Consider the following 25,751-nt stretch of genomic DNA (forward strand, 5'->3'; position numbering starts at 1 on the left):
GCGCGGAGTTGAGCGCAACATGACGTGAAAAAGGGCATCGCTCGCGAGAGTGATGCCCTTTTCTTTTGCGCGATGTCGAAGCGCGCCGCGCGGATCAGTTGCCCAGCAGCGCGTCCGCGAATTCCTCGGCCACGAACGGCTGAAGATCCTCGACCTTTTCGCCCACGCCGATGAAGTACACCGGAATCGGACGCTGACGCGCGATCGCGGCGAGAATGCCGCCCTTCGCGGTGCCGTCGAGCTTGGTGACAATCAGGCCGGTCAGGCCGAGCGCGTCGTCGAAGGCCTTCACCTGCGTGAGCGCGTTCTGGCCCGTGTTCGCGTCGATCACGAGCAGCACTTCGTGCGGCGCGCCGTCGAAAGCCTTGCCGATCACGCGCTTGACCTTCTTCAACTCGTCCATCAGGTGCAGCTGCGTGGGCAGGCGGCCGGCCGTATCGGCCATCACCACGTTGATGCCACGCGCGCGTGCCGCGTTCACGGCGTCGAAAATCACCGCGGCCGGGTCGCCGCTTTCCTGCTGCACGACCGTCACGTTGTTGCGCTCGCCCCAGATCGTCAGCTGCTCGCGCGCGGCGGCGCGGAACGTGTCGCCGGCGGCCAGCAGCACGCTCTGGTCGAAGCTCTGCAGATGCTTGGCGAGCTTGCCGATGCTCGTCGTCTTGCCCGCGCCGTTCACGCCCGCGATCATCATGACGAGCGGCTGCGCGCGGCCCAGCATCAGCGACTGTTCGAGCGGCTTGAGCAGGTCGATCAGCAACTGGCGCAGCGCGGTCTTCACCTGTTGCGCCTCGGTCAGACGCTCGGCGCGCACCTTCTGGCGCAGCGTTTCGAGCAGATATTCGGTGGCGTCGACGCCCGCGTCCGACATCAGGAGCGCGGTTTCGAGTTCCTCGTAGAGATCGTCGTCGATCTTCGCGTTGACGAAGATGCTCTGGATGTTCGAACCCGTTTTCGAGAGCCCCGACTTCAGGCGCGTCAGCCACGACTTCTTCGCGATGGCGTCGGGCGCGGGCGGCGGGACGATTTCGACGGCTTCGTAGGTGTCGGCGGCCGGTTCGGCCGCGACGGGCGTGACAGGCTTGACGGGAGCAGGCGCGGGCGTGACAGGCGCAGGCGCGGCGGGCGTGTTCTCCCGCCCGGCGTTTTGCACGGCGTCCTGCGCATCGTCGTGCGCGGCATCGGCTTCGGGAGCCGGCGCGGCTTCGGCCTGCTCGTTCTCCGCGTTCTTGTCGCCGCGGAGTCGTTTGAAGAAACTGAACATGATCTGTGGCGTGGTGGGATCGCGCTGCCGGTCTGACCGAGGGACGGTCATCGACGTCGTTTCAGCATGCAACGCGTGGAAAACACGACATTTTATCAGGCGGCCTGGTGCGCGTCCTTGCGGCAGCCGTCCGGCGCGCGCGCAGCGCTGTGGTAACGTTCGCGGATTGGCCGGACAGGCATCGCGCCGCGCGCTTTGGCCCGGCCCGCATGCCCAACGCCGCTTCGCTTCGCGCCCGATTGCGCATCGGCGATCCGGCTGCGACGATTCAACACCGATTCACTCAGCACACACGCATGGCCCGTTCATCCTCTCCGCGCCCACAAGGCGCACGTTCCGCGCCGCCCGCGCGCGGCGGCACGCACACGATCCGCATCATCGGCGGCGACTGGAAGCGCACGCCGCTGCCCGTGCTCGATCTCGACGGCCTGCGCCCCACGCCCGACCGCGTGCGCGAAACGCTGTTCAACTGGCTCGGCCAGCGTCTGGACGGCCAGCGCTGCCTCGACCTGTTCGCGGGCAGTGGCGCGCTCGGCTTCGAAGCCGCGTCGCGCGGCGCGGCGCGCGTCGTGATGGTGGAGCGCAGCGCGCGCGCCGCCGCGCAGCTGCGTGCGAACCAGGCGCGCCTCGGCGCCCGCATGATCGAAATCGCCGAAGCCGACGCGCTGCGCCTCGCCGCGAATCTGCCGCCGGGCTCGTTCGACGTGGTGTTCCTCGATCCGCCGTTCGGCGACGCCGCGCTGCTCGCGCGCTCGCTCGAACTCGCCGCGCCGCTCGTCGCGCCCGACGGCTGGCTCTACGTCGAGTCGGGCGAGGCCGTCGATCCGGCCGCGCAGCCCGCGCTGGCGGGCTGGAGCGTCGCACGCGAGGGCAAGGCGGGCGCGGTCCGCTATCATTTGCTGCAACGCGAAAATGAGGAATAATGCGCGTTCGATAAGATTCGATAAAAAACGGGCGGGCGGCTGTTGCGCCGCGCAAGCCCGCGCGCACGCTGTTCAGGCCGTAGTTGTGACCGCATTGTTAACGACAGTTTGCGCCCCATTTCTGTTGAGAGGAGAAGCCTCATGGTAGTCGCCGTGTACCCCGGTACGTTCGATCCGCTGACGCGTGGTCACGAAGATCTCGTGCGTCGCGCGTCGAGCATTTTCGACACGCTGGTGGTCGGTGTTGCCGACAGCCGCAACAAGAAGCCGTTCTTCACGCTCGACGAGCGGCTCGAGATTGCGCACGAGGTGCTCGGCCACTATCCCAACGTCCAGGTCATGAGCTTCAAGGGGCTGCTCAAGGATTTCGTGCGCAGCAACAACGCGCGCGTGATCGTGCGCGGCCTGCGCGCGGTCTCCGACTTCGAGTACGAGTTTCAGATGGCGGGCATGAACCGCTACCTGCTGCCCGACGTCGAGACGATGTTCATGACGCCCTCGGATCAGTACCAGTTCATTTCGGGCACGATCGTGCGCGAAATCGCCCAGTTGGGCGGCGATGTCAGCAAGTTCGTGTTCCCGTCGGTGGAAAAACGCCTGCAGGACAAGGTGGCGTCGCTGGGCGGCGCACCCGCGAAGGCCTGAGGCTCGCGAGGGTCGGCAGGCGCGGGGCCGCGGCGCTATAATGTCTTGTTTTTGAAGGGAAACGCGAGAGAAGTATGGCCCTGATGATTACCGACGAGTGCATCAATTGCGACGTCTGCGAGCCCGAGTGCCCGAACGACGCCATTTCGATGGGCCCGGAAATCTACGTGATCGACCCGAACAAGTGCACGGAGTGCGTCGGCCATTTCGACGAGCCGCAGTGCATCCAGGTGTGTCCGGTGGAGTGCATCCCGAAGAATCCCGAGCACCTCGAAACGCAGGATCAATTGATGCAGAAGTACGAGACGCTGACGGCGGCGAAGAACGCCTGAAGTTCGCCTGCGATATCCACGCTGCAAATGAAAAACGCGCCCGAGGGCGCGTTTTTTTATGCTCGGGCGACGGGCATCAGGCCACGATCGCCTTCAGCGCCTCGATGAGCGTGTCGCATTCGGCGTCGGTGCCGACCGAGATGCGCAGATGCTGGTCGATGCGCGGCAGCTTGAAATGGCGCACGAAGATCTCTTTTTCGCGCAGTTTGGCCGCAATACCGGCCGCGTCGTGCGCCGGATGCTTCGCGAACACGAAGTTCGCCGCCGACGGCACCACCTCGAAGCCCAACGACTCAAGCGCCGCGCTCAGGCGCGTGCGGCTCGCGATCACGCGCTCGCAGGTCGAGCGGAAGTACGCGACATCGTCATAAGCGGCCGTCGCCGCGGCCTGCGCCAGACGGTCGAGCGGATACGAATTGAAGCTGTCCTTCACGCGGTTGAGCGCGTCGATCAGATCGGCGTGCCCGAACGCGAAGCCCACGCGCATGCCCGCGAGCGAACGCGACTTCGAGGTCGTATGCACGACGAGCAGATTCGGATAGCGGTCGATCAGCGCGATCGCCGACTCCGCACCGAAATCCACATAGGCTTCGTCGACGATCACGACCGTCTCCGGGTTGCCTGCGACCAGACGCTCGATTTCGGCGAGCGGCAGGGCGTGGCCGGTCGGCGCATTCGGATTCGGGAAGATCACGCCGCCGTTCGGCTGCAGATAGTCGTCGACGCGAATCTGGAATTGCTCGTCGAGCGGCACCGTGCGGGTTTCGATCTCGTAGAGCCGCGCGTAGGTCGGATAAAAGCTGTAGCTGATATCGGGAAAGAGAATCGGCTTGTCGTGCTTGAGCAGCGCGAGGAACGCGTGTGCGAGCACTTCGTCGGAGCCGTTGCCCACGAACACCTGATCGGCGCGCAGGCCGTGATGCGCTGCCACGGTGGCGCGCAGACCCTTGGCGACCGGATCGGGATAGCGGCGCAGCGACTCGGCGTGCTCGCCCAGTTCGGCGCGGATCGCCTCCTGCACGCGCGGCGAGGGCGGGTAGGGGTTCTCGTTGGTGTTGAGCTTCACCGGATGCGCGAGCGCCGGCTGCTCGCCGGGCACGTAGGGCACGAGACGGTGGACGATGTCACTCCAGAAACGACTCAAGACGCTCTCCTTCACTCATTCGATATGACCTGTGCATGACCTGCGCGGCCGTGCATGACACGCAGCGCGCACAGCGATGCACTCAGCGATGCAAATTCAGCCGTTGCGATGCAGCAGCATGACGGCGCGCTCGGTTTCGCCCTTCACGAAGGTGGGCATGATCGCGAGCGAGCGCTCGATCGACGCGTCGATCACGTCCTGCTCCTCGCGGCGCGGCGGCTTGAGCACGAAGTTCGCCACGTCGGGCTTGGCGCCCGCGCGCGCGCCTTCGGGAATCAGGTCGCGCGGATGGCCGATGCCGATGCGCAGACGCCAGTACTGCTGCGTCGACAGATGCGCGGAAATGTCCTTCAGGCCGTTGTGGCCGCCGCTGCCGCCGCCGAGCTTGAGCTTGACGGTGCCGGGCGACAGATCGAGTTCGTCGTGCGCAACGAGGATCTCGTCGGGCAGGATCTTGAAGAAGTTCGCGACCGCGACGACCGACTGGCCCGAACGGTTCATATAGGTCTGCGGTTCGAGCAGATGCACTTCCTCGCCGTAGAGGCGCGCCTTCGCGTAGTGGCCGTGGAAGCGGCGCTCGTCGCGCAGCGTCGCGCCGGCTTCGCGCGCGAGCTGGTCCACGAGCCAGAAGCCCGCGTTGTGGCGCGTCGCCGTGTATTCGGCGCCCGGATTGCCGAGCCCGACGATCAACCTGATCATGTTGGTATTTCCGCCTGCAAGATCGCTGAATGCTCGACGGCCTGGCGGCCGGAGCGTGATCCGCAAGTGTACGAAAAAGTACGAAAAAAAACCCGCCGGGGCGAACCGCGGCGGGTCACGTCGACCGTCTCTATTGAGACGGCTCGAGAGGATCGGCTTGTTGCTGCAGCTTACTCAGCTGCTGCTTCGCCTTCAGCAGCGGCTTGTGCGCCAGCCGGCACCGGTGCCGACGCGACGACCGGGTTTTCCGCTTCAACGTGCGGAACCAGCGTCACGCCTGCGGGCAGCGTGATGTCCTTGGCGTGCAGCGATTGACCGGCTTCGATCTTCGCCAGGTCGACTTCGAGGAATTCCGGCAGTTGGCCCGGCAGGCAAACCACTTCGACTTCAGCCAGAACGTGCGAGATGATCGCGCCACCCAGCTTGACGGCCGGGTTCGTTTCCTGGTTCATGAAGTGCAGGGGCACCTTCGTGTGGATCTTCTTGTTCGGGTCCACGCGCTGGAAGTCCACGTGCAGCACGAGCTGACGGAACGGGTGGTATTGCACGTCGCGCAGCAGGACTTGCTGCGACTTGCCTGCCACTTCGAGCTCGAGGATCGACGAGTGGAAGGATTCCTTCTTCAGGGCGTGCCACAGCGCGTTGTGATCGACTTCGATCAGCTGGGGTTCCGAACCGACACCATAAACGATGCCCGGGGTCTTGCCAGCAATGCGCAGGCGGCGGCTCGCACCCGTACCTTGCAGGTTACGCTCGAAAGCGATGACTTTCATATGATTCTCCAATGCACTGCCCGCGACCAGGCAGTAAAACGGGGCCTTGTCGACAGCACGGCTGTCTTTTGGCCCCCAGCGATGCAGCACGAACCTTCGTCCGTTCGCGCCGATTACGTGCAAAAGCGCGGCATTCTTGCGAACACCGCGCTTTGCGCGTCAATTCTTTTTAGCTTTCTGCGAACAGCGACATCACCGAGTCGCCGCGGCGGATACGCGAGAACGTCTCCGCGAGCAGGCCGGCGCTGGTGAGCGCGCGGATCTTCGAGCACGCGCGGGCTTCTGCGCCCAGCGGAATCGTGTCGGTGACGACCAGTTCGTCCAGAGCCGAAGCGGCGATGCGCTCGCCCGCGCCACCCGACAGAACCGGGTGCGTGGCGTAAGCGAAGACCTGCTTCGCGCCGCGTTCCTTCAGCACTTGCGCTGCCTTGCAGAGCGTGCCGGCGGTGTCGACCATATCGTCCATGATCACGCAGGTGCGGCCTTCGACTTCACCGATGATGTTCATCACTTCGGCGACGTTCGCCTTCGGACGACGCTTGTCGATGATCGCGAGATCGCAGCCGAGTTGCTTGGCGAGCGCACGGGCGCGCACCACGCCGCCGACGTCCGGCGAAACGACCAGCAGGTTCTCGTAGTTCTGCTTGCGCAGATCGCCGAGCAGCACGGGCGTAGCGTAGATGTTGTCGACGGGAATATCGAAAAAGCCCTGAATCTGGTCAGCGTGCAGATCCATCGTGATGATCCGCTCGACGCCCGCGATTTCCAGCATGTTCGCCACGACCTTCGCCGAGATGGCGACGCGCGCCGAACGGGGGCGGCGGTCTTGACGGGCATAACCGAAGTAGGGGATGGCTGCGGTGATCCGGCCTGCGGATGCGCGCTTGAGCGCATCGACCATGATCATCAGTTCCATCAGGTTGTCGTTGGTCGGCGCGCAGGTCGATTGAAGGACGAAGACGTCCTTGCCACGCACGTTTTCCTGGATTTCGACCTGGATTTCGCCGTCGGAGAAGCGGCTAACCATAGCCTTACCGAGGGGAATACCGAGGATCTTGACGACTTCCTGTGCAAGCGCGGGATTTGCGTTGCCAGTAAAAACCATCAGGCCGTCATGGCTGCTCATCATGCACCTGCTGCGGACTTTGGGGGGCGAGAGGAACTACTTGGGCGAACTGCTTTAGAATTTTTGGCAGGGGAGGAAGGACTCGAACCCTCGCATGCCGGAATCAAAATCCGGTGCCTTGACCAACTTGGCGACTCCCCTACACTCAACTTCAAGCCTGACTGACCGGTAGAGCGATCAGCCACGCAAAACTATGACGCGAAAGCGAAGAGTGGATGCGTGTCCAGACTCGAGGCTACCGCGCTTCTCCAGGCCGGTTGTTCCGATTGCAGTTTGGCTTGCGCCGCTTCTGCTTCGGACCGACTGGCGAATGCTGCGAAAACGCTTGCACCCGATCCGGTCATCCGCGCTGGTGTAGTGCTATTCGAGATGCTCTCAAACCACTTCAAAACCTGCGCTACTTCCGCGTATTTTCCTGCGACAACTGCTTGCATATCGTTCCGGCCGAAACTGTCTGGCCATCCGTTCTGCGTTGCTTGCTGTGCAAGAAAGACTGCTATTGTGCAGGTCTCTGTGTCCCTTGTCAACGACTTTTCTGAAAAAATTTCAGCGGTAGGAACATGAACCTGCGGCGTCACGACCAAAAAATGACGCGGGGGCAATTGTACACATTCCAGCGCCTCTCCAACACCCTCCGCAAACGCATTTTTGCCGAACACAAAGAAGGGCACGTCGGCGCCCAGTTTCAGCGCGAGTTCCTGCAATTCGAGGCGCGGCAGATTGAGTTTCCAGAGACGGTTCAGCGCGAGCAGCGTGGTGGCCGCGTCGGAGCTGCCACCGCCGAGGCCGGCGCCCATCGGCAGACGCTTTTCGATATCGATCTCGACGCCTTCCTGCGTACCGGTATGTTCCTTGAGCAGCTTCGCCGCGCGCACGGTCAGATCGGTGTCGGCGGGCACGCCCGCGACTTCGACGGTGCGCGTGATGCGGCCGTCCTGGCGGCGCGTGAAATGCAGCGTGTCGCCCCAGTCGAGCAACTGGAACACGGTCTGCAGATCGTGATAGCCATTCGGGCGGCGGCCCGTGATGTGCAGGAAGAGATTGAGTTTCGCGGGCGCGAGGCAGTCGCGCAGCGAGTCTTGAGTTTCGGTCATGGTGCGTTGAGGCTTGCCTGGACCGGCGGGCGGCGAGGGCCGCGCGCCGGTTCCGTCGTGCTGAAAGCGCTTACTGGTCGAGCACGAGCTTGATCTGGAGCGGCGGATCTTCGCGCGTGAGATTCACGCGCTTGACGCCGGTTGCGGGTGCATCCGCGTAAGCGAGATAGTCGATGGTCCAGCCGTCCTGCTCGATCTGCGAAAGACGTTGCGGGTTCTGCGGGTCGGCGGTCGTACGCGCGCGCGAGCTCGGCGCGACCGACGGCTGCAGCCAGTAGCGCAGCCCTTCGACCGGCAGCGCGAAGCCGAGCGCCTGCTGCATCAGCGTGCTGACGTTGTCGGCGGTGAGCGGCGGCTTGTTCGGCAGTTCGAGCGTGGCCTGCGACGGCGACGACGTGACGATCGCGAGCGTCGATCCGAGCGGATTGAGCAGCTGCAAGGTCACGGTGGTGTCGGTCTGACGCCAGTCGAAATTGCCGTATGCGTTGCGTTGCTGGCCGTTCTGGTCGTTGTACTGCACGGCGAAGCGGCCATGCCAGGCGCGGCTCGCCTGCGTGGAGAGCGACGTCGTGGCGCGCGCCGTGGACGGCTCGTGCGGCGCTTGCGTCGCGCAGCCCGCGAGGGCGAGCAGCGCGGCAAGCGCCGCGCCCGGTGCAAGACGCAAAGCCGGACGCAGGGTTGCTTGCACCACGCGCGAACGGAGCGTGAGTCGGGAATCGGCCATCAGAGATCGTTGACCTGGAGGCGCTGGAGCGTCTTCAGGAGCGTGTCGTTGTCGGGTTCGAGCTTGCGGGCTTCACGCCAGGCCTCGCGCGCGCCGTCCTGGTCGCCGTTCTTCCACAGCACTTCGCCCAGATGCGCGCCGATTTCGGCGTTCGGCTGCATGCTGTAAGCCTTGCGCAGCAGCTTGATGGCGTCGGCGTTGTCGCCCATGCGGAATTTCACCCAGCCCACGCTGTCCATGATGAACGCGTCGTCCGGGGCGAGCGCCGAAGCCTTCTCGACCAGCCGGTCGGCTTCCTGCAGGCGCTGGTTGCGGTCGGCGAGCGAATAGCCGAGCGCGTTGTAGGCCTGCGGATTGTCGGGCTGCGTCTTGATCAGCTTGCGCAGTTGCGCTTCCATGACTTCGTAGTGGCCGTTCTTTTCGGCGGCCATGGCGTAGTCGTAGGTGAGATCGGGATCTTCCGGGAAGTCGGCGGTGGCCTTTGCGAGGCGCGCTTCGGCTTCCGGATAGCGCTTCGCGTCGAACAGGATCGAGGCGTCGGTGCGCGCGATCAGCGCCTGGTCGCGCGGATCGTCGCTCTGGATGGCCGCGAGCTGGCGGCGCGCGTCGTCGACCTTGCCCTGCTTGTCGAGCAGTTGCGCGCGCATGATCTGCGCCGGCACGTACTGCTGGCTGCTCTGGCTGATCTTGTTCAGCCAGGCGTCGGCGCCCGCGTCGTCCTTCTGCTCGACCGACAGCTGCGCGAGATAGATGTAGGCCTGACCCGGATCGGCGCCCGGCGTCTTGTCGGCCACCTGCGCGTACTGGATCAGATACTTCTTCGCTTCGTCGAACTTTTTCTGCTGAACGTTGATGAGCGCGAGCGCCATCAGCGGCATCAGGTCGTTCGCGTTGCTCTTGTGCAGGATTTCAAACTGCTTCTGCGCGTCGTCGAGGCGATTGGCGGCGAGGTAGGTCTGCGCGAGCGCCAGATGGCCTTCGCGCGCCTTCGGATTCTGCTTGACGTACTGCTCGATGGCCGCGATGCCTTCGTTGCGCTCCTCCGGGCCCATTTGGGCGAGCATCAGCGCGGCGGGCAGGTAGTCGCCCTTTTTCGCGAGTGCCTGCTCGAACGACTTGCGCGCGCCCGGCACGTCGTCGGCGAGCAGTTGCTGACGGCCGATGGCGAGCAGCGCCTCGGGGCGGTCCATGTCGTTGACGAGCAGCGCCTTGAGCACGTCGAGGCCGCCCGAGCGGTTCGGGCCGCGCGAGAGCAGCAGTTGCAGCGAAAGAATGGCCGGGCCGCGGCTCTCGGCCGGCACGCGGGCGAGTTCGCGCGCGAGCAGCGGCTGCGCGTCGGCGGGCTTGCCGGCGAGCACGAGCAGCGAGGCGTCGAGCTGCGCGGCGCGCTCCGAGTCGGGCGCGTATTGCTGCCAGAGCTGCACGGCGGTGAGCGCGTCGGTCGGGCTTTGCGCGGCGAGCGCGATTTCGGTCGCGCGCTGCGCCATGCGCGGATCGTGCGTATCGCGCGCGAGCGCAAGATACGTCTGATACGCGGGCGCGGGCTGGTCGCGCTGGAGCGCGATTTCAGCGGCGAGCACCTGGAAGGTGATCTGGCTCGTGAGCGGAATCGCGGGCAGATCCTTCTTTTCGTCGGCCGTCGCAGGGCCGAACGCGTCCGGCATGGTGACGGACGTGTCGTCCGTGTCGGGGGACGGATCCTGCGCGTACGCACTCGACGTGCTCAGCGCCCAGGCGGCGAGCACGGCTGCGCCGAGCAGTTTCCGGGGGCCGAACGCGCGGAGTTCGAACGTTTTGCGCAGACGCGGCGCCGCGTGGGGCAGGCGCTTCGCAAACAGCTTTACGAAAGACAGTTCCATGGAATTCCGTCGAATGTTTCGGTCGATTGTAACGCGCTGGCTACAATACGCGCACGACGATGACGCAAGTTGCAGACCAGCCCCGCGCGGTCGCCGTGCCTTCCCCGGGTCTTCCGTCGCGCTGTCCGATATTGTGTCAGTACAACCTCACAAACTGATTAAACATGCCTGAGCTGCCAGAAGTCGAAGTGACCCGCCGGGGCATCGAGCCGTGGGTTGCGGGCCGCCGCGTGGAGCGCGTCGACGTGCGCAACGGCTCGCTGCGCTGGCCCGTGCCGGCCTCGCTCGCGCGTACGCTGCGCGGGCGCACGATCCGCTCGGTGGGGCGGCGCGGCAAATATCTGCTGTTCGAGGTCGATGAAGGCTGGTTCATCGTGCATCTTGGCATGACCGGCACCTTGCGCGTGTTACGTAATCTTCCGAAGCCGCCGGCCGCCGAGAAGCACGATCACGTCGACTGGCTGTTCGACGACTTCACGCTGCGCTTTCGCGATCCGCGCCGCTTCGGCGCCGTGCTCTGGCATCCGCGCGAGGACGGCGACGTGCTCGGCCATCCGCTGCTCGCGGGCCTCGGCATCGAGCCGTTCACGCCCGCCTTCGACGGCGCATTGCTGTTTCGCGAGACGCGCGGGCGCAAGGTGTCGGTGAAGCAGGCGCTGCTCGCGGGCGACATCGTCGTGGGCGTGGGCAATATCTACGCGTCGGAAAGTCTCTTTCGCGCGGGTATCCGTCCGACCACGGCCGCGGGGCGCGTTTCGCTCGCGCGCTACGAACTGCTCGCCGACGCCGTGCGCGCCGTGCTCGCGTCGGCCATCGAGAAAGGCGGCAGCACCTTGCGCGATTTCGTCGGCAGCAATGGCGAGAGCGGCTATTTCCAGCTCGAATACTTCGTTTACGACCGCGCGGGCCAGCCCTGCCGCGTGTGCGGCACGCCGATCAAGCAGATCGTGCAAGGCCAGCGGTCGACCTATTTCTGTCCGCGCTGTCAGCGCTGATCCGTTTTCCGTTCATGTATCTCAAGACCTCCGCAAAGCCCGCGCCCGGCGCGCTGCAAGCCGCTTATCCCGCCGAACTGCTCGCGAGCTTCGCGCCGCGCCTGATCGCGTGGCAGCGCGAACACGGCCGCCACGACCTGCCGTGGCAGAACACGCGCGATCCGTACCGCATCTGGCTCTCGGAAATCATGCTGCAGCAGACGCAGGTTTCCACCGTGATTCCGTATTACGCGCGCTTTCTCGATCGTTTTCCGACGGTCGAGGCGCTCGCCGCCGCGCCCTCCGACGACGTGATGGCGCTGTGGGCCGGGCTCGGCTACTACACGCGTGCGCGCAATCTGCATCGCTGCGCGCAGGTGGTCGCCGAAACGCATGGCGGAAAATTTCCGTCGACGGTCGAAGGGCTCGCGGAACTGCCCGGCATCGGCCGCTCGACGGCAGCGGCGATCGCCTCGTTCGCGTTCGGCGCGCGCGCGACGATCCTCGACGGCAACGTGAAGCGCGTGCTCGCGCGCGTGTTCGGCGTGGAAGGCTTTCCGGGCGAGAAGCGCGTGGAAAACGCGATGTGGACGCTCGCCGAATCGCTCGTGCCGGGCGCCGACGCCACCGACGCCGATGTGAGCGCCTACACGCAAGGACTGATGGATCTGGGCGCGACGCTCTGCACGCGCGGCAAGCCCGACTGCGAGCGCTGCCCGTTCGCGGCCGACTGCGTGGCGAAGACGACGAACCGGCAGCGTCAGTTGCCTGCTTCGCGGCCGAAGAAGGCGGTGCCCACGCGTCAGACGTGGATGCTGATCCTGCTCGACGGCGACGCGGTGATGCTCGAAAAGCGTCCGCCCTCGGGCATCTGGGGCGGGCTGTGGAGCCTGCCCGAAGCGGCCGACGAAACCGCGCTGGCCGCGCGCGCCGAGGGTTATGGCGCGAATGGCGCGAAGGCGTCGGCGCTCGCGTCGCTCCAGCACACGTTCACGCATTTCAAGCTAGACATCGAGCCGCGCGTGGTCGAACTCGATGCACGCAAGGGCGGTGCGCTCGTCGCGCAGGACGGGGAAACCGCGTGGGTCGCGCTGCGCGAGATCGACGCCTACGGCGTGCCCGCGCCGGTGCGCAAACTGCTCGACGGGCTGCGCGGTTCGCTGATCTGAGGCTTTACAGGCAGCGTTAACGCAGCCGCATCAAAGCAACTGATGCTGCTGCATGTAGTGATGCACGACGTCGATGCGCGCGCTGGCGTCGTTCAGTTCCATGAGCTTCTGACGCGCGCGTAACGCGATCGGCAGCACTTCGGCGAGACGGTTGGACACCCAGGATGGATCGTCGAAACGGAACGGCTCGGCGAACGGCACGCTCGACGGATCGCGTTCGCGGATCGTCGCGATGATGCGTTCGAGCACCTCCGCGCACGCGCCGAAACGCGCGAGATGATCGGAGCCTTCGAGCGGAATGTCTTCGGGTAGCAACTCGGCCATGCCCACGAGCAGGCCGTCGTGCTGCGCGCGATGCGACAGCAGGCGAAAGCGCTGCGTGCCGTGCGCGCGGATCAGCAGCATGCCGAAGGTTTCCACGTCGCATTGCTCGATGCGGGCGAGACAGCCCACGGCTTCGGGTACGGCGGTTTCGTCGGGTTGCGCGACCTCGCCGCCGCTTTTCAGCAGGCACACGCCGAACGGCGTTTCTTCGCGCAGACATTCGCGCGCCATGTCCAGATAACGCGCTTCGAAGATCTTCAGCGGCAGCAGGCCGCCGGGGAACAGCACCGTATGCAGCGGAAAGAGCGGCAAATCGGCGAGCACGGCAGGAGTGGAGGGCATGGCGCAACGCTTTCGGTAAAAGGCCGCGCGATGCGGCCGGTTAGGCGATCAGACGGGACGATTCTCCGACGTCGAGAGGCGCATCGCGATGACGCACGATCACGTTCGACTCGCCCGCGAAGCGCGTGGCGAGCGTCTGGGCAATGAAGACCGAACGATGCTGGCCGCCCGTGCAGCCGATTGCGACGGTCAGATAACTGCGGTTGTCGTTACGGAAATGCGGCAGCCATTTTTCGACGAACGCGCCGATGTCGGCGATCATTTCGTGGACGGCCGGTTGCGCCTTCAGAAAGTCGATCACAGGCTGGTCGAGCCCGGTGAGCGGCCGCAGGCGCGCGTCGTAATGCGGGTTCGGCAGCGTGCGCACGTCGAACACGAAGTCCGCGTCGAGCGGCACGCCGCGCTTGAAACCGAACGATTCGAAGGTGAGCATCAGCGAGCCGCGCTCGCCCTCGACGAACACCTTCACCCACTGGCGCAGCGAATTCGCGCTGAGATTGCTGGTGTCGACCTGATGGCCGAATTCCGCGAGATTCGCGACGAGTTCGCGCTCGTGCTCGATGGCCTCTTCGAGCGACTTGAGCATGCCGACGTTGGCGTCGTGCGCGACCGAACCCGACAGCGGATGGCGGCGGCGCGTCTCGGAAAAGCGCTGGATGAGCGACTGCGTGCTGGCGTTGAGAAACAGCACGCGCACGTCATGGCGGCGCGCGAGGTCGCGGATCATCTCCGGCATGTCGTCGAACGATGAACTCGAGCGCGCGTCGATCGCCACCGCGAGACGCTCGTAGCCGTCTTCGGAAAGATATTGCGCGAGTTGCGGCAGAAAGCGTGGAGGCAGATTGTCCACGCAGAAGTAACCGACGTCTTCGAGCGCATTGAGCGCCACCGACTTGCCGGAACCCGAGATGCCGGTGATCAGGATGATACGCATGGGAATGGAGATGGACCCGATTGGGTCATCATAGCATTCGATCCGCGCGGCCGTTGTGACGCTTCGGGCCGCGCGCGGCCTTGCTGGTGGCGCGTGACAGGCGTTTTAGCGGGGTTTTGCCGCGATATCGCACCGCGTTGCGGCAGCGTGCCGCGCAGCGCTTCGGTGCGGCGCCGCGTGGTGGCGGCGCCGGCGTGGCTTGGTGCGGTTTAGATCAGCTTGCCGGGAAACTGGCTGTCCGGGTCCTGCATGGCGAGGCGCTGGCGGTCCATGAAGTCGCGCAGCGTGTCGATGCCGCGCAGTTGCAGGATCGTGTTGCGCACGGCGGCTTCCACCAGCACGGCGAGGTTGCGGCCGGCGGCCACCTGAATCGTGACCTTGCTGATCGGCAGGCCGAGCACGTCGACGGTCTGGCTTTCCAGCGGCAGGCGCTGGAATTCGCCGTCGGGGCGGCGCACGAGCTGGACGATGAGCTTGAGCTTCATCTTCCGGCGCACGGCCGTTTCACCGAAGATCGTCTTGATGTCGAGCAGGCCGAGGCCGCGCACTTCGAGCAGATTTTGCAGCAGCGGCGGGCAGCGGCCTTCGACGAAATCGGGGCCGAGGCGCACGAAGTCGACGGCGTCGTCGGCGACGAGGCCATGGCCGCGGCTGATCAGTTCCAGACCGAGTTCGCTCTTGCCGAGACCCGAGTCGCCGGTGAGCAGCACGCCCATGCCGAGAATGTCGAGAAACACGCCATGCAGCGTCGCGCGCGGCGCGAGGATGCGCGACATGTAGAGGCGCAGGCTGTCGATGACGGTGGCCGCCGACATCGGCGTGGTGAACAGCGGCGTGGAGGAGCGCGTGCAGCGCAGCACCAGTTCGGGCGGCGCGGTCATGCCGTCGGCGACCACGAGGAACGGCGGTTCGAGTGCGATCAGCTCGGCCATGTGGCGCGAGCGGTCTTCGTCGGTTTGGCGCTGGTAATAGTGGATTTCGGCGTCGCCGAGCACCTGGATGCGGTTCGGGTGGATCAGGTTCAGGTGGCCGACGAGGTCGGCGCTCGCCGTGGCCGTGGCCACCGTCTCGGCCGAAAAGCCGCGTTCCCAGCCTTCGTGCCCCGTCAGCCAGCTGAGTTTCAGCGTGGTGGCGTTATCGTCGAAGATGCTTTGGGCGTTGATGCTGGAAGTGTCCATGAGTCGCTGACTCCGCGATGACTCGCTTAACTGGTCGCTCTAACCGCGCGCTCTAAACTGTTCGCTCGCTGCCTGCACGAGATTCGCGCCGTGGCGCCCGCCGCCGCCCGCACAGGCGGCGCGCGACGCGCCATGCCGCATCAGGTTTGCTTCAAGGTTGCCACTGGGTGAGCAGGCGATGCAACGTCTCGCGATCTTCTTCCGTGTGCAACCGCTCGCGCGTTTCGCGATCCGACAACAGTTGGGCGATCTCGGAGAGGATTTCAAGGTGCTGCTGCGTGGCCTGTTCGGGCACGAGCAGGAAGATGAGGAGCGAAACGGGCTGGCCGTCGGGCGCTTCGAACGCGATGGGCTCGGCCAGACGCACGAACGCGGCGAGCGGCTGCTTCAGGCCCTTGATGCGGCCGTGCGGAATGGCCACGCCCTCACCGAGACCGGTGGAGCCGAGGCGTTCGCGCGCGAACAGGTTGTCGGTAACCGTGCTGCGGGCGATGCCGTTCTGGTTTTCGAAAATCAGTCCAGCTTGTTCGAAGACGCGTTTCTTGCTGGTAACGGACAGGCCGACGACGACGTTCTCGATGGGAAGAATTTTGGCTAAACGATTCATGTTGGCAGGCGAAAACGTGGCCTGAATACTCCTCACCCCGGCAGTCTGCGCGGTGTTCTCGCGCGGCTGTATCGGTAAAAACAGCCTGATGCCGGGACCGTGGGACGTGTTACCCCGAAAGTGACTGGATCATTATAGAGCAAGCATAGTGGCCGATGGTGCGATGCACCGGGCATGATCGCAACCATTGTTGCATGGTTGCGCCCGGGAACACCGTTCGGTGCCGGATGTGCCTGGCACTGCGCTCATCTACCGCTCACGCGATGGTCACGCATCGCTCACCGTCGCTCGCGCATGGCTGATCGAGTCTCCATGAAAAAAGCCGCCCGGATGGGGCGGCCTGGTTCGTGTGCAGCAGTGGTTTCCGGCGCACTGGCCTCGAAGGCTCAGGAAGACGAATCAGTGTCGAATCAACGTCGCGGATTCAAAACTTCCTCGCGCGCCGGGCGCATTACTGCGGAGGAATCTCGATGGGCGCCGCGGGCTGATGCTTGAGCGCCTCGTGAGCATGGCCTTGCACGCGATCCTTGTGTCGCACGACCTGGCGATCGAGCTTGTCGACCACGAGATCGATGGCGGCATACATGTCGCCATTGCAGCTCTCAACGAAGATGTCCTTGCCTTTCAGATGAAGGTTCACTTCAACCTTCTGTCTCTTGTCTTTTTCCTTGTGGTTGTCGACCGAGAGGACCACATTGCCATCGATGACCTGATCGAAATGTCTTAGCACCCTGTCCAGTTTGGTGATCACATATTCTCGCAACGCTGGCGTTACTTCGAGATGGTGTCCACTGATCTTCAGATTCATAGTGCTTCTCCAGGCTGATGGCCGCGTGACGCGTGAAGCGCGGCTGTGCCGGTCGACAGACTGCCTGCGTGCGGCTCCCCGAAAGGCCTGCTACGACGGGCTAGCTCGGCCGGCCCTGTCCGCCAACTGGCGTTGCGGCCGGAAAACGCCCACTCCGTAAAAGCCGGAATGAGCCTAAAGAGACTTGCGCAGATTGACCGCCGGAATCTTCAGTGCCTCGCGATATTTCGCGACGGTGCGTCGCGCGACGACGAAGCCCTGTTCCGCCAGCAGTTCGGCTATGCGGCTGTCCGAAAGAGGGGATTTGGTGTTCTCGGCTCCTATGAGTTGCTTGATGAGCGCGCGGATAGCGGTGGACGATGCAGCGCCCCCCGTGTCCGTCGATACATGCGATCCGAAGAAGTACTTAAATTCAAGTGTCCCGAACGGAGTCAGCATGTATTTACCGGTTGTCACACGCGAGACAGTTGATTCGTGTAGGCCCAGCGTATCAGCAATCTCCCTCAAAACCAAGGGGCGCATGGCGATTTCGCCGTGCACGAAAAAGTTCTTCTGGCGCTCGACGATCGCCTGCGCCACGCGCAGGATGGTCTCGAAGCGCTGCTGGATATTCTTGATGAGCCAGCGTGCTTCCTGGAGCTGCTGACGCAGCGAGCCGCTGCCCGGATCGCCGCGGTTATTGCGCAGAATATTCGCGTACAGATGGTTGATGCGCAGCTTTGGCACCACGTCCGGGTTCAGTTCGGCGTGCCAGTTCTGGCCCGTCTTCTTCACGATGATGTCCGGCACCACGTAGTCGGCTTCGGCCTTGCCGTATGCCGCGCCCGGGAACGGTTCGAGCGAGCGGATCAGCGCATGCGCGTCGCGCAGTTCGTCGTCGCCGGTCTTCAGTTGCTTGCGCAAGCGCGTGAAGTCGCGCGCGGCCAGCAGTTCCAGATGATTCGACACGATCTCGAGCGCGAGCGTGCGCACCGGCGACGATGTGACGCGCAGCAATTGCAGCTTCAGGCACTCGGAAGCCGAGCGCGCGCCCACGCCGGCGGGGTCGAAGCTGTGCAGCAACGCGAGCGCCGCGTTGAGTTCGTCGCCGTCGACGTCGAGTTCCTCGGGGATATCGGCAAGAATTTCCTCGCACGTGGCGGAGAGATAGCCGTCCTCGTCGAGCGATTCGATCAGGAACGTGATGAGCGCGCGGTCGCGCGGGCTCGCATTCGTTTCGCGCAGCTGCGCCATCAGATGGTCGCGCAGCGTGGTGGTCGATTCGTGGATTTGCAGCGGCGGCAGGTCGTCGTCGTCGGAGGCGCTGCCCGAGCGGCCGTAGTCGTCGAGATTCCATTGGCTCGAATCGCCGCTGGCGTCGCCGCCGAGGCCTTCGTATTCGTCGACGCCGCGCGGTTCGCCATCGCCGCTATCGCTGTCGCTCGACGAAGAGGACGAGCCGTTGCTCGCGCCCTGCATCGGTTCCGAGTTGGAGGAGGCCGGCGGCTGCGCGATCAGCGAGCCGTCGGCGGCCACGCGCAACGGGCTCGCGATCCAGTCGTCGTCGTTCTCGAGCAGCGGATTCTGCGAGATCGCGGTGGCGACTTCCTGTTGCAGTTCGAGCGTCGACAGCTGCAGCAGCCGGATGGACTGTTGCAGTTGCGGAGTGAGCGCAAGATGCTGCGAGAGGCGGAGTTGGAGGCTGGCTTTCATGGCGGTGTGCGATTCATTGTAAAGAGTTTGCCACGCTCGCGATACCACACGACATCCGCGAAAACGCGCGTGCCCAGCGCTGGTGCAGCGGTATCTCGCGGACGGAATTTGGTGCGCAAACAGACGCTCGCGCACGCGTGCGGCGTACGTCGCGCAGGCCGCCTCGGGGCGCGCGACGCTCGCGGTTCCGCGGGCAAGCACAACGGAACATCACGGAAGGGCTGGACGGCAAGTCCAGCAGACACTCGGGAAAACTCGGGAAAAACTCAGGGGAAAGCCGGGAGCCCGCGCGGCGTTTGCCCGCAGCGGCGTGCGGGCGTTCCGGCAGGCGCGCCGCGCGAACGAGGCGCGGCGGCGAGGCGTCTGCGCGCGAGGCGCGCGGACGCGGAGATTACATGCGGAAGTGTTCGCCGAGGTAGACGCGGCGCACGCTTTCGTTTTCGATGATTTCACCGGGCGCGCCGGAGGCCAGCACGGTGCCGTCGCTGATGATGTACGCGTGGTCGCAGATGCCGAGCGTCTCGCGCACGTTGTGGTCCGTGATCAGCACGCCGATGTTGCGCTGCTTCAGGAACTTCACGATCTTCTGGATTTCGAGCACGGCGATCGGGTCGACGCCCGCGAACGGTTCGTCGAGCAGGATGAAGCTCGGATCGGTCGCGAGTGCGCGCGCGATTTCCACGCGGCGGCGCTCGCCGCCCGACAGCGACAGCGCCGGGTTCTCGCGCAGGTGCGCGATCTGGAGCTCGTCGAGCAGCGCTTCGGCTCGCTGCGTGATCACGTCCTTGGTCAGGCGCTTGCCGTTCTCGTCGTGTTGCAGTTCCAGCACCGCGCGGATGTTTTCCTCGACGGTGAGCTTGCGGAACACCGAGGCTTCCTGCGGCAGATACGAGAGGCCCAGCGCCGCGCGCTTGTGGATCGGCAGCAGGCTGATGGACTGGCCGTCGAGGTCGATCTCGCCCGCGTCGAGCGGCACGAGGCCGACGATCATGTAGAACGACGTGGTCTTGCCCGCGCCGTTCGGACCGAGCAGCCCGACCACTTCGCCGCTCTTGACGTCGAGCGACACGTCTTTCACGACCGTGCGCGAGCCGTAGCGCTTCTTGAGGTTGCGCACGACGAGCGAGCTCGTCTTGCCCGCGGACGGACGCTGATGGATGGGGGAAGCGGTGGTGGCGGCGTTCACTGTTGCGGCGCTCCCTGAAGCTTCGTGGACGGCGCGAGCGTGGCCGAGGCGCCGGTGAGCGGCTGCGCGCCGCCGTTGCGCGGCGACAGCATCGCGCGCACGCGGCCCTTCGGATTGCCCGGGCCTGCGACGTCGGAACCCGACTTGGCCGTGTAGAAGTCGTTCTGGCCGTCGTACGTGATGACGCTGCCGTGGACCTGATCCATCACCGTGGAGAGACCCTGCAGGCGGCGTACCGTCGAACGCGTCGTGAGCGTGGTCAGGTCCTGCTTGCCGTCGTAGTCGATGCGCTCCGCCGTGCCTTCGACGTATTCGTCGATGCCTTCGCGCTTCTGGCGGAAGTAGGCGAGGTTGGCGTCGGGCGTGCCCGGCGCGACCGTGCCGGTGGCGTACTGATAGCCCTGCGGATCCTGGGTGACGACGAGCTTGTCCGCCTTGATGATGATCGTGCCCTTGGTGGCGACCACATGACCCGTGAAGATGGTCTGCTGCTTGAGGTCGTCATAGGTCATGTTGTCCGCTTCGATGTTGAGCGGCTTGTCCTTGTCGGCGCGCTCGGCATGGGCGGCGGGGGCGAAACCCGCGAGCGGCAGCGCCGCGGCCAGCGCGGTCAACGCCGCGAGCGCGGCACGGCGCCAGCGCGCGCTGCGCAGGCTGCCGGACAAGGGGTGAGGAAGCGAATCGTTCATGCAATCGTGCCTTGCGTGGACGGCCCGGGGATCAGGACGAGCCGCCGGAGTCAGCCGGGGCGATCGCGCCGCGGACGTTGCCGTAGAGCTGGATGACCCGGGAGACATTGTTGTAGTTCATGCCGTTGGTGGCCGTCATGACCGACAGGCCGCGACGAAGTTTAACCGGCTTTTCGGTCAGGATCACATCGTCGTTCACGAGCACGCGGAAATGTTCGGAATCCGCCTGCATCTCGGGATCGCCGACACCGGCCGCGCGCAGAATGCGCGCATTGTCGTACAGGTCGACGATCGAGGCGTCGGCGTTGACCGTGCCGCGCAGGCCCGTGGCCGTGACGACCGGCTTGCCGGGCTGGAACGCGCGCACGGCCGGATTCGTGAGGTCGCTGTAGGCGTTGTCCTCGTAGTGAACCATGTGCGTGGCCGTGAGGCGATACTGCGTCGCGCCCGACTGGTCGAGCTCGGACACCGAGAGCTGGTCGGCGAAGTAGTCCGGCGTGTGCGTGAGCGGACGCGGCGCGGCCTCGTTCTCGTGCGGCTTGACTGCCTGGAACAGCCACCAGGTGAAGCCGGCCAGGAAGGCCACGCAGAGGAGCGGGATCAGCGACGTGAGCCGGAACTTCTGGTTCATCGCGGCTCCGCGCCCGGTTCCGATTCCGGTTCAACCGCGCAGGCGGCCGCGAGCAGGGCGTCGTAACGGCCTTGCGCGCGCAGGATCAGGTCGGTGACTTCGCGCACGGCGCCGTGGCCGCCGGTCTTGTCGGTGACCCAGTGCGCGCGCGCGAGCACGTCGGTGTGCGCGTTGGCGGGCGCGGCGCTGAAGCCGGCCTGCAGCATGACCGCGAGGTCGGGCCAGTCGTCGCCCATGTAGCCGCACTGCTCGGCCGTGAGGCCGGTTTCGGCGAGCAGCTGCTTGAACGCGACGCGCTTGTCTTCCACGCCCTGATACAGATGCGTGATGCGCAGTTCCTTGGCGCGCACGGCGACGATCTCGGACTTGCGCCCGGTGATGATGGCCGTGTCGATGCCCGCTTCGCGCAGCAGCTTGGCGCCGTGGCCGTCGAGCGAGTTGAAGCCCTTCATGGTGTCGCCCGCGCCGGTAAAGAGCAGGCCGCCGTCGGTGAGCACACCGTCGACGTCGAAAATCATCAGACGCACGCGCGCGGCGCGCGCATTGGCATCGAGTTCGGGAACCGCCATCAGATCACCTTCTTGGAGAAGAGGTCGTGCATGTTGAGTGCGCCGATGAGCTCGCCTTCGGCGCCGACCACCAGCATCTGATTGATGCGGTGGCGCTCCATCAGTTCCACGGCTTCGACGGCCAGCTGGTCGGGACCGATGGTGCGCGGGCCTTTCGTCATGACCTGCGCGATCGGCAGATCGCGGAAGTCGCCGACGCGTTCGAGCACGCGGCGCAGGTCGCCGTCGGTGAAGATGCCGCTTACGTGGTTGTTCGAATCGACGATCGCCGTCATGCCCATGCGCTTGGCGGTGAGCTGGAACAGCGCTTCGCGCACCGTGGCCGTGTCGGGCACCTTCGGCACTTCGTCGCCGGTGCGCATCACGTCGCGCACGTAGGTGAGCAGGCGTCGGCCGAGCGCGCCGCCCGGGTGCGAGCGCGCGAAGTCGTCGGCGCCGAAGCCGCGTGCGTCGAGCACCGCGACCGCGAGCGCGTCGGACAGCGCGAGCGCCGCCGTGGTGCTGGCGGTGGGCGCGAGGTTCAGCGGACAGGCTTCCTTCTCGACGCCGGCGTCCAGATGGACGTCCGAAAGCTGGCCGAGCGTGGACTTCGGACGATTGCCGGTCATGCCGATCAGCTTCGCGCCGATGCGTTTCACGAGCGGCAGGATCGCCACGAGTTCTTCGGATTCGCCGGAATTCGACAGACCGATGAAGACGTCGTCGGCGGTGACCATGCCGAGGTCGCCATGGCTCGCTTCGGCGGGATGCACGAAGAAGGCCGGCGTGCCCGTGGAGGCCAGCGTGGCCGCGAGCTTGCGCGCAATATGGCCCGATTTGCCGATGCCGGAAACGACCACGCGGCCGCGGCAGGAGAGGATGAGATCGACCGCGCCGACGAAGTTGTCGTCGAGCCGGTCGCGAAGCCCGCGCACGGCGTCAGCTTCGATGTCGAGCACGTCGCGAGCGAGCTTCAGCGCCCGGTCGCCATTGATTTTCGCTATCATCCGGGGAGTATAGCAAAGGCGTATGCGCGCCGCGCCTGCACCCCAGCGCGCGACGGCCCGCGCGCCGGGCGCGCCCAGACCACGCGCCTGCCGCCACGGCCTCTCGCGGCCGTCCCTCGCAGCACTTCCCAATCCGCATCGTTTGCGCCGATCATGGACCCGACCGGCGCGGGCGAAAATTTGCATCGCCGGCCACGCCCGAGAATGACTTCAGAACGAGGACGCTTCGCACGATGATTTCACCGCTGGAAATGACGTTGTTCCTGTTGCTCGCCTCGGTGGTCGGCGTCGTGCTGTTCCGTTACCTGAATCTGCCGCCGATGCTCGGCTACCTCACGGTCGGCATTCTGGTCGGCCCGCGCGCGTTCGGCATCGTGCCGAACACGGAGGGCGCGCAGAATCTGGCGGAATTCGGCGTCGTGTTCCTGATGTTCTCGATCGGGCTGGAGTTTTCGCTCACCAAGCTGCGGGCGATGCGGCGCGCGGTGTTCGGGCTCGGGCTATCGCAGGTGGTCGGCACGATCCTCGTCGCGCTGCTGGTCGGGCTCGCGCTCGACCCGTGGGTGCATATCACGTGGCAGGCTTGCGTGGCGCTGGGCGGCGCGCTCGCCATGTCGTCGACGGCGATCGTCAGCAAGATGCTGGCGGAGCGGCTCGAGATCGAGTCGGAGCATGGCCGCAACATTCTCGGCGTGCTGCTGTTCCAGGATCTGGCCGTGGTGCCGCTGCTGATCGTGATCGCGGCGTTCGGCGGCTCGTCGAAGTCGCTGATCGAATCGCTCGGCATGGCGGCGGTCAAGATCGTGCTCGCGCTCGGCATTCTGCTGTTCGTCGGGCAGAAGTTCATGACGCGTTGGTTCAACGTCGTCGCGCGGCGGCGCTCGCAGGAGTTGTTCGTGCTCAACGTGCTGCTCGTCACGCTGGGCGCGGCGTTCGTCACCGATAAATTCGGCCTGTCGCTTGCGCTCGGCGCGTTTATCGCGGGCATGCTGATCGCCGAAACGCCGTACCGGCATCAGGTGGAAGAGGACATCAAGCCGTTTCGCGACGTGCTGCTCGGCCTCTTCTTCATCACCACGGGCATGCTGCTCAACCCGCACGTGATCATCCAGCATCCGTTCATGGTCGGCGTGTTCCTGCTCACGCCGGTCGTGCTCAAGGCGGTGCTGATCACGGCGCTCACGCGGCTGTTCGGCGCCTCGCCGGGCGTGGCGATGCGCACGGGCCTCGGGCTCGCGCAGGCCGGCGAATTCGGCTTCGTGCTGCTCAACCTCATTCTGGACAAGCATCTCGTCGATCCCACGCTGCTCCAGGCGATTCTCGCGGCAATGCTGCTCTCGATGCTCGCCGCGCCGTTCCTGATCCAGAACGCCGATCGCATCGTGCTGCGCCTGTCGTCGACGGAATGGATGCAGCAGTCGCTGATGATGACGCGCATCGCCACGCAAAGCCTCAAGCAGAGCGGGCACGTGATCATTTGCGGCTATGGCCGCGCCGGGCAGAATCTGGCGCGCATGCTGGAAAACGAAGGCCTCTCGTATGTCGCGCTCGACCTGGACCCGGACCGCGTGGCGGCTGCTGCGGCGGCGGGCGAGTCGGTGGTGTTCGGCGACGCGGCGCGGCGCGAGTCGCTGGTCGCGGCGGGCATCCATCGTGCGGCGGCCGTGGCCATCACCTACGCGAACACGCAGTCGGCGTTTCGCGTGCTGCATCACATCCACGAACTGGAGCCCACGCTGCCCACGATCGTGCGCACGGTCGACGACGCCGATCTCGAACGCCTGCTCGCGGCGGGCGCGACCGAGGTGATCCCGGAGATCGTCGAAGGCAGTCTGATGCTGGCCTCGCACATGCTGGTGCTGATGGGCGTGCCGATGCGCCGCGTCGTGCGCCGCGTGGAAGAACTGCGCGACGAGCGCTACAGCCTGCTGCGCGGCTACTTCCACGGCACCGACGATGTGGGCGAGGACGGTCACGAGCAGGTGCGGCTACAATCCGTACCGGTCGACGCGCGCGCCGACGCCGTGGGCCGCACGCTCGCCGATCTGGGCCTGTTCGACCTCGGCGTGGAGGTGACCGCGATCCGCCGTCACGGCATTCGCGGCGTGGAGCCCGATCCCTCGACGAAGCTGCGCGAAGCCGACATTGTCGTGCTGCGCGGCCTGCCCGAGCAACTCGCCCAGGCCGAGGAACGGCTGTCGCGGCATCGCAAGCCGGGCGCCGCCGGCGCGGGCGCGGCGGCGGCCTGAGCCGCGCGCGAGGTCACGCGCCTCGCGCCCGGAATTGCGTCCGAAATCGCGCCCGGAATCGCGCGGCCGCGTGACACGAAAATCCGCGAAACTTCGCTGCCAGCCGGCGAGTCACACCGCGCGGCCCGGCCGGACGGCGGTGAGGTCGCACGGGGTCGCGCCCCGTTTTAATCGCGTGTCTGTATTACCTGTTCTTTATTCTTGCTACTGCCCGGAGAAATCATGTCCAACGCACCTGCGAACTCGAACGCGAGCACTGAAGCCGCGCAGTTCGTCAACAGTCTGATCCGCACGGTGCCCGACTGGCCTCAGCCGGGAGTGCAATTCCGCGATATCACGCCGCTGATTGGCCATCCGAAGGGCCTGCGCGTGCTGATCGATCTGTTCGTGGAGCGTTACGTGGACGCGAAGCTCGACTACGTGGCGGGCCTCGACGCGCGCGGCTTCATCATCGGCCCGATCGTCGCGTACGAACTGAACGTGGGCTTCATTCCGGTGCGCAAGATCGGCAAGCTGCCGTACAAGACCGTGTCGGAGACCTACAAGCTCGAATATGGCGAGTCGACCGTCGAGGTGCACGAGGACGCCTGCAAGCCGGGCGACCGCGTGGTGATCGTCGACGACCTGATCGCCACGGGCGGCACCATGCTCGCGGGCAAGCTGCTGCTGGAGCGTCTCGGTGCGAAGGTGGTGGAGGGCGCGGCGATCATCGATCTGCCCGATCTCGGCGGCTCGAAGCTGCTGACCGAATCCGGCCTGCCGTTGTTCACCGTGACGTCATTCGGCGGCCATTGAGCGCGCAAGCGCGCCCGGCCTCGCACAAGCCCCCT

General features: G+C 65.4%; 26 protein-coding genes and 1 tRNA gene. 7 read left to right on the plus strand and 20 right to left on the minus strand.

All coding sequences use genetic code 11. The features are described from left to right. Window positions 1–94: 94 nt before the first annotated feature. Window positions 95–1,264, minus strand: coding sequence for a signal recognition particle-docking protein FtsY (ftsY, locus tag LDO54_RS11660; RefSeq protein ID WP_224010364.1), 1,170 nt, complete (start codon window positions 1,262–1,264; stop codon window positions 95–97). Window positions 1,265–1,560: 296 nt separating this feature from the next. Between ftsY and rsmD the strand changes: the two genes are divergently transcribed. The 3 genes from rsmD (at window position 1,561) to LDO54_RS11675 (ending at window position 3,164) form a co-directional block, all read left to right on the plus strand. Beyond that, window positions 1,561–2,187 carry a 16S rRNA (guanine(966)-N(2))-methyltransferase RsmD gene (rsmD, locus tag LDO54_RS11665; RefSeq protein ID WP_224010366.1) on the plus strand — a complete coding sequence of 209 codons (627 nt, stop codon included), beginning with the start codon at window positions 1,561–1,563 and terminating at the stop codon, window positions 2,185–2,187. A gap of 141 nt (window positions 2,188–2,328) precedes the next feature. Next, the gene (gene coaD, locus LDO54_RS11670) at window positions 2,329–2,832 is read left to right on the plus strand and encodes a pantetheine-phosphate adenylyltransferase (protein ID WP_205996218.1); all 504 of its coding nucleotides are present in this window, start codon (window positions 2,329–2,331) and stop codon (window positions 2,830–2,832) included. Window positions 2,833–2,906: 74 nt separating this feature from the next. Next, window positions 2,907–3,164 carry a YfhL family 4Fe-4S dicluster ferredoxin gene (locus tag LDO54_RS11675; protein WP_224010368.1) on the plus strand — a complete coding sequence of 86 codons (258 nt, stop codon included), beginning with the start codon at window positions 2,907–2,909 and terminating at the stop codon, window positions 3,162–3,164. Window positions 3,165–3,240: 76 nt separating this feature from the next. On the opposite strand, the gene hisC is transcribed toward LDO54_RS11675, so the two are convergent. The 8 genes from hisC to LDO54_RS11715 form a co-directional block, all read right to left on the minus strand. Next, entirely contained in the window at window positions 3,241–4,308 is a 1,068-nt protein-coding gene (gene hisC, locus LDO54_RS11680) for a histidinol-phosphate transaminase (RefSeq protein WP_224010370.1), read from the minus strand. A gap of 96 nt (window positions 4,309–4,404) precedes the next feature. Further along, on the minus strand, window positions 4,405–5,007 hold the full coding sequence (pth, locus tag LDO54_RS11685) for an aminoacyl-tRNA hydrolase (protein ID WP_224010372.1): 603 nt from the start codon (window positions 5,005–5,007) through the stop codon (window positions 4,405–4,407). A gap of 170 nt (window positions 5,008–5,177) precedes the next feature. Then, entirely contained in the window at window positions 5,178–5,780 is a 603-nt protein-coding gene (locus LDO54_RS11690; RefSeq protein WP_224010488.1) for a 50S ribosomal protein L25/general stress protein Ctc, read from the minus strand. A gap of 169 nt (window positions 5,781–5,949) precedes the next feature. Continuing rightward, window positions 5,950–6,906 (minus strand): ribose-phosphate pyrophosphokinase, encoded by a 957-nt coding sequence (locus LDO54_RS11695; protein ID WP_027815686.1) that lies wholly within the window; start codon window positions 6,904–6,906, stop codon window positions 5,950–5,952. A gap of 64 nt (window positions 6,907–6,970) precedes the next feature. Then, a tRNA-Gln gene (locus LDO54_RS11700) sits at window positions 6,971–7,047 on the minus strand. Window positions 7,048–7,097: 50 nt separating this feature from the next. Continuing rightward, window positions 7,098–8,000: a 4-(cytidine 5'-diphospho)-2-C-methyl-D-erythritol kinase gene (ispE, locus tag LDO54_RS11705; RefSeq protein WP_224010374.1), complete on the minus strand. Its 903-nt coding sequence runs from the start codon at window positions 7,998–8,000 to the stop codon at window positions 7,098–7,100. A 70-nt stretch (window positions 8,001–8,070) separates the two neighbouring features. Further along, window positions 8,071–8,724 (minus strand): lipoprotein insertase outer membrane protein LolB, encoded by a 654-nt coding sequence (gene lolB / locus LDO54_RS11710; RefSeq protein WP_224010376.1) that lies wholly within the window; start codon window positions 8,722–8,724, stop codon window positions 8,071–8,073. Beyond that, window positions 8,724–10,583, minus strand: coding sequence for a tetratricopeptide repeat protein (locus LDO54_RS11715; protein ID WP_224010378.1), 1,860 nt, complete (start codon window positions 10,581–10,583; stop codon window positions 8,724–8,726). Before LDO54_RS11715 ends, lolB begins: the two co-directional genes overlap by 1 nt. Window positions 10,584–10,747: 164 nt before the next feature. On the opposite strand from LDO54_RS11715, the gene mutM reads away from it, so the two are divergent. Both mutM and mutY read left to right on the plus strand, forming a co-directional pair. After that, the gene (gene mutM / locus LDO54_RS11720) at window positions 10,748–11,578 is read left to right on the plus strand and encodes a bifunctional DNA-formamidopyrimidine glycosylase/DNA-(apurinic or apyrimidinic site) lyase (RefSeq protein ID WP_224010380.1); all 831 of its coding nucleotides are present in this window, start codon (window positions 10,748–10,750) and stop codon (window positions 11,576–11,578) included. Window positions 11,579–11,592: 14 nt separating this feature from the next. Further along, on the plus strand, window positions 11,593–12,726 hold the full coding sequence (mutY, locus tag LDO54_RS11725; protein WP_224010382.1) for an A/G-specific adenine glycosylase: 1,134 nt from the start codon (window positions 11,593–11,595) through the stop codon (window positions 12,724–12,726). Window positions 12,727–12,756: 30 nt separating this feature from the next. Here mutY and LDO54_RS11730 read toward each other — a convergent pair whose 3' ends face one another. The 11 genes from LDO54_RS11730 to kdsD all read right to left on the minus strand — a co-directional run bounded on the left by LDO54_RS11730 (window position 12,757) and on the right by kdsD (window position 22,672). Continuing rightward, on the minus strand, window positions 12,757–13,392 hold the full coding sequence (locus LDO54_RS11730) for an LON peptidase substrate-binding domain-containing protein (RefSeq protein WP_224010384.1): 636 nt from the start codon (window positions 13,390–13,392) through the stop codon (window positions 12,757–12,759). A gap of 40 nt (window positions 13,393–13,432) precedes the next feature. Further along, window positions 13,433–14,326: an RNase adapter RapZ gene (gene rapZ, locus LDO54_RS11735; RefSeq protein WP_224010386.1), complete on the minus strand. Its 894-nt coding sequence runs from the start codon at window positions 14,324–14,326 to the stop codon at window positions 13,433–13,435. A 209-nt stretch (window positions 14,327–14,535) separates the two neighbouring features. Then, on the minus strand, window positions 14,536–15,504 hold the full coding sequence (gene hprK, locus LDO54_RS11740) for an HPr(Ser) kinase/phosphatase (RefSeq protein WP_027795920.1): 969 nt from the start codon (window positions 15,502–15,504) through the stop codon (window positions 14,536–14,538). Between the two features lie 151 nt (window positions 15,505–15,655). Continuing rightward, entirely contained in the window at window positions 15,656–16,111 is a 456-nt protein-coding gene (ptsN, locus tag LDO54_RS11745) for a PTS IIA-like nitrogen regulatory protein PtsN (protein ID WP_027815677.1), read from the minus strand. Between the two features lie 451 nt (window positions 16,112–16,562). Then, complete coding sequence (gene hpf, locus LDO54_RS11750; protein ID WP_065062206.1) at window positions 16,563–16,919, minus strand: ribosome hibernation-promoting factor, HPF/YfiA family; 357 nt, start codon at window positions 16,917–16,919, stop codon at window positions 16,563–16,565. A gap of 174 nt (window positions 16,920–17,093) precedes the next feature. Further along, a complete protein-coding gene (locus tag LDO54_RS11755) occupies window positions 17,094–18,611 on the minus strand; it encodes an RNA polymerase factor sigma-54 (protein ID WP_224010388.1) in 1,518 nt (505 codons plus the stop codon). Window positions 18,612–19,002: 391 nt separating this feature from the next. Further along, window positions 19,003–19,770: an LPS export ABC transporter ATP-binding protein gene (gene lptB / locus LDO54_RS11760; RefSeq protein ID WP_224010490.1), complete on the minus strand. Its 768-nt coding sequence runs from the start codon at window positions 19,768–19,770 to the stop codon at window positions 19,003–19,005. 23 nt (window positions 19,771–19,793) lie between these two features. Continuing rightward, window positions 19,794–20,486: a lipopolysaccharide transport periplasmic protein LptA gene (gene lptA / locus LDO54_RS11765; protein WP_224010390.1), complete on the minus strand. Its 693-nt coding sequence runs from the start codon at window positions 20,484–20,486 to the stop codon at window positions 19,794–19,796. Window positions 20,487–20,517: 31 nt separating this feature from the next. After that, window positions 20,518–21,117 carry an LPS export ABC transporter periplasmic protein LptC gene (lptC, locus tag LDO54_RS11770; RefSeq protein WP_224010392.1) on the minus strand — a complete coding sequence of 200 codons (600 nt, stop codon included), beginning with the start codon at window positions 21,115–21,117 and terminating at the stop codon, window positions 20,518–20,520. Beyond that, entirely contained in the window at window positions 21,114–21,686 is a 573-nt protein-coding gene (locus tag LDO54_RS11775) for a KdsC family phosphatase (RefSeq protein ID WP_224010393.1), read from the minus strand. Before LDO54_RS11775 ends, lptC begins: the two co-directional genes overlap by 4 nt. Further along, window positions 21,686–22,672, minus strand: a complete 987-nt coding sequence (kdsD, locus tag LDO54_RS11780; protein WP_224010394.1) for an arabinose 5-phosphate isomerase KdsD — start codon at window positions 22,670–22,672, stop codon at window positions 21,686–21,688. Before kdsD ends, LDO54_RS11775 begins: the two co-directional genes overlap by 1 nt. A 233-nt stretch (window positions 22,673–22,905) precedes the next feature. On the opposite strand from kdsD, the gene LDO54_RS11785 reads away from it, so the two are divergent. Together LDO54_RS11785 and LDO54_RS11790 are read left to right on the plus strand one after the other, a co-directional pair. Continuing rightward, window positions 22,906–24,921, plus strand: coding sequence for a monovalent cation:proton antiporter family protein (locus LDO54_RS11785; RefSeq protein WP_224010395.1), 2,016 nt, complete (start codon window positions 22,906–22,908; stop codon window positions 24,919–24,921). 222 nt (window positions 24,922–25,143) lie between these two features. Beyond that, entirely contained in the window at window positions 25,144–25,716 is a 573-nt protein-coding gene (locus tag LDO54_RS11790; RefSeq protein WP_224010396.1) for an adenine phosphoribosyltransferase, read from the plus strand. The last annotated feature ends 35 nt before the right edge of the window (window positions 25,717–25,751 follow it).

The organism is Paraburkholderia tropica, assembly GCF_914484835.1.
GTDB classification, from domain to species: Bacteria; Pseudomonadota; Gammaproteobacteria; order Burkholderiales; family Burkholderiaceae; genus Paraburkholderia; species Paraburkholderia tropica_A.

Bases quoted from the DNA above. Each gene is read 5' to 3' on its own strand.
- kdsD (WP_224010394.1), bottom strand. From the start codon at position 22,672: ATGATAGCGAAAATCAATGGCGACCGGGCGCTGAAGCTCGCTCGCGAC.
- rsmD (WP_224010366.1), top strand. From the start codon at position 1,561: ATGGCCCGTTCATCCTCTCCGCGCCCACAAGGCGCACGTTCCGCGCCG.
- mutM (WP_224010380.1), top strand. From the start codon at position 10,748: ATGCCTGAGCTGCCAGAAGTCGAAGTGACCCGCCGGGGCATCGAGCCG.
- ftsY (WP_224010364.1), bottom strand. From the start codon at position 1,264: ATGTTCAGTTTCTTCAAACGACTCCGCGGCGACAAGAACGCGGAGAAC.
- LDO54_RS11695 (WP_027815686.1), bottom strand. From the start codon at position 6,906: ATGAGCAGCCATGACGGCCTGATGGTTTTTACTGGCAACGCAAATCCC.
- mutY (WP_224010382.1), top strand. From the start codon at position 11,593: ATGTATCTCAAGACCTCCGCAAAGCCCGCGCCCGGCGCGCTGCAAGCC.
- hpf (WP_065062206.1), bottom strand. From the start codon at position 16,919: ATGAATCTGAAGATCAGTGGACACCATCTCGAAGTAACGCCAGCGTTG.
- pth (WP_224010372.1), bottom strand. From the start codon at position 5,007: ATGATCAGGTTGATCGTCGGGCTCGGCAATCCGGGCGCCGAATACACG.
- lolB (WP_224010376.1), bottom strand. From the start codon at position 8,724: ATGGCCGATTCCCGACTCACGCTCCGTTCGCGCGTGGTGCAAGCAACC.
- LDO54_RS11730 (WP_224010384.1), bottom strand. From the start codon at position 13,392: ATGCCCTCCACTCCTGCCGTGCTCGCCGATTTGCCGCTCTTTCCGCTG.
- ispE (WP_224010374.1), bottom strand. From the start codon at position 8,000: ATGACCGAAACTCAAGACTCGCTGCGCGACTGCCTCGCGCCCGCGAAA.
- LDO54_RS11690 (WP_224010488.1), bottom strand. From the start codon at position 5,780: ATGAAAGTCATCGCTTTCGAGCGTAACCTGCAAGGTACGGGTGCGAGC.
- LDO54_RS11755 (WP_224010388.1), bottom strand. From the start codon at position 18,611: ATGAAAGCCAGCCTCCAACTCCGCCTCTCGCAGCATCTTGCGCTCACT.
- ptsN (WP_027815677.1), bottom strand. From the start codon at position 16,111: ATGAATCGTTTAGCCAAAATTCTTCCCATCGAGAACGTCGTCGTCGGC.
- LDO54_RS11785 (WP_224010395.1), top strand. From the start codon at position 22,906: ATGATTTCACCGCTGGAAATGACGTTGTTCCTGTTGCTCGCCTCGGTG.
- coaD (WP_205996218.1), top strand. From the start codon at position 2,329: ATGGTAGTCGCCGTGTACCCCGGTACGTTCGATCCGCTGACGCGTGGT.
- hprK (WP_027795920.1), bottom strand. From the start codon at position 15,504: ATGGACACTTCCAGCATCAACGCCCAAAGCATCTTCGACGATAACGCC.
- LDO54_RS11675 (WP_224010368.1), top strand. From the start codon at position 2,907: ATGGCCCTGATGATTACCGACGAGTGCATCAATTGCGACGTCTGCGAG.
- LDO54_RS11790 (WP_224010396.1), top strand. From the start codon at position 25,144: ATGTCCAACGCACCTGCGAACTCGAACGCGAGCACTGAAGCCGCGCAG.
- LDO54_RS11775 (WP_224010393.1), bottom strand. From the start codon at position 21,686: ATGGCGGTTCCCGAACTCGATGCCAATGCGCGCGCCGCGCGCGTGCGT.
- LDO54_RS11715 (WP_224010378.1), bottom strand. From the start codon at position 10,583: ATGGAACTGTCTTTCGTAAAGCTGTTTGCGAAGCGCCTGCCCCACGCG.
- rapZ (WP_224010386.1), bottom strand. From the start codon at position 14,326: ATGCGTATCATCCTGATCACCGGCATCTCGGGTTCCGGCAAGTCGGTG.
- lptC (WP_224010392.1), bottom strand. From the start codon at position 21,117: ATGAACCAGAAGTTCCGGCTCACGTCGCTGATCCCGCTCCTCTGCGTG.
- lptA (WP_224010390.1), bottom strand. From the start codon at position 20,486: ATGAACGATTCGCTTCCTCACCCCTTGTCCGGCAGCCTGCGCAGCGCG.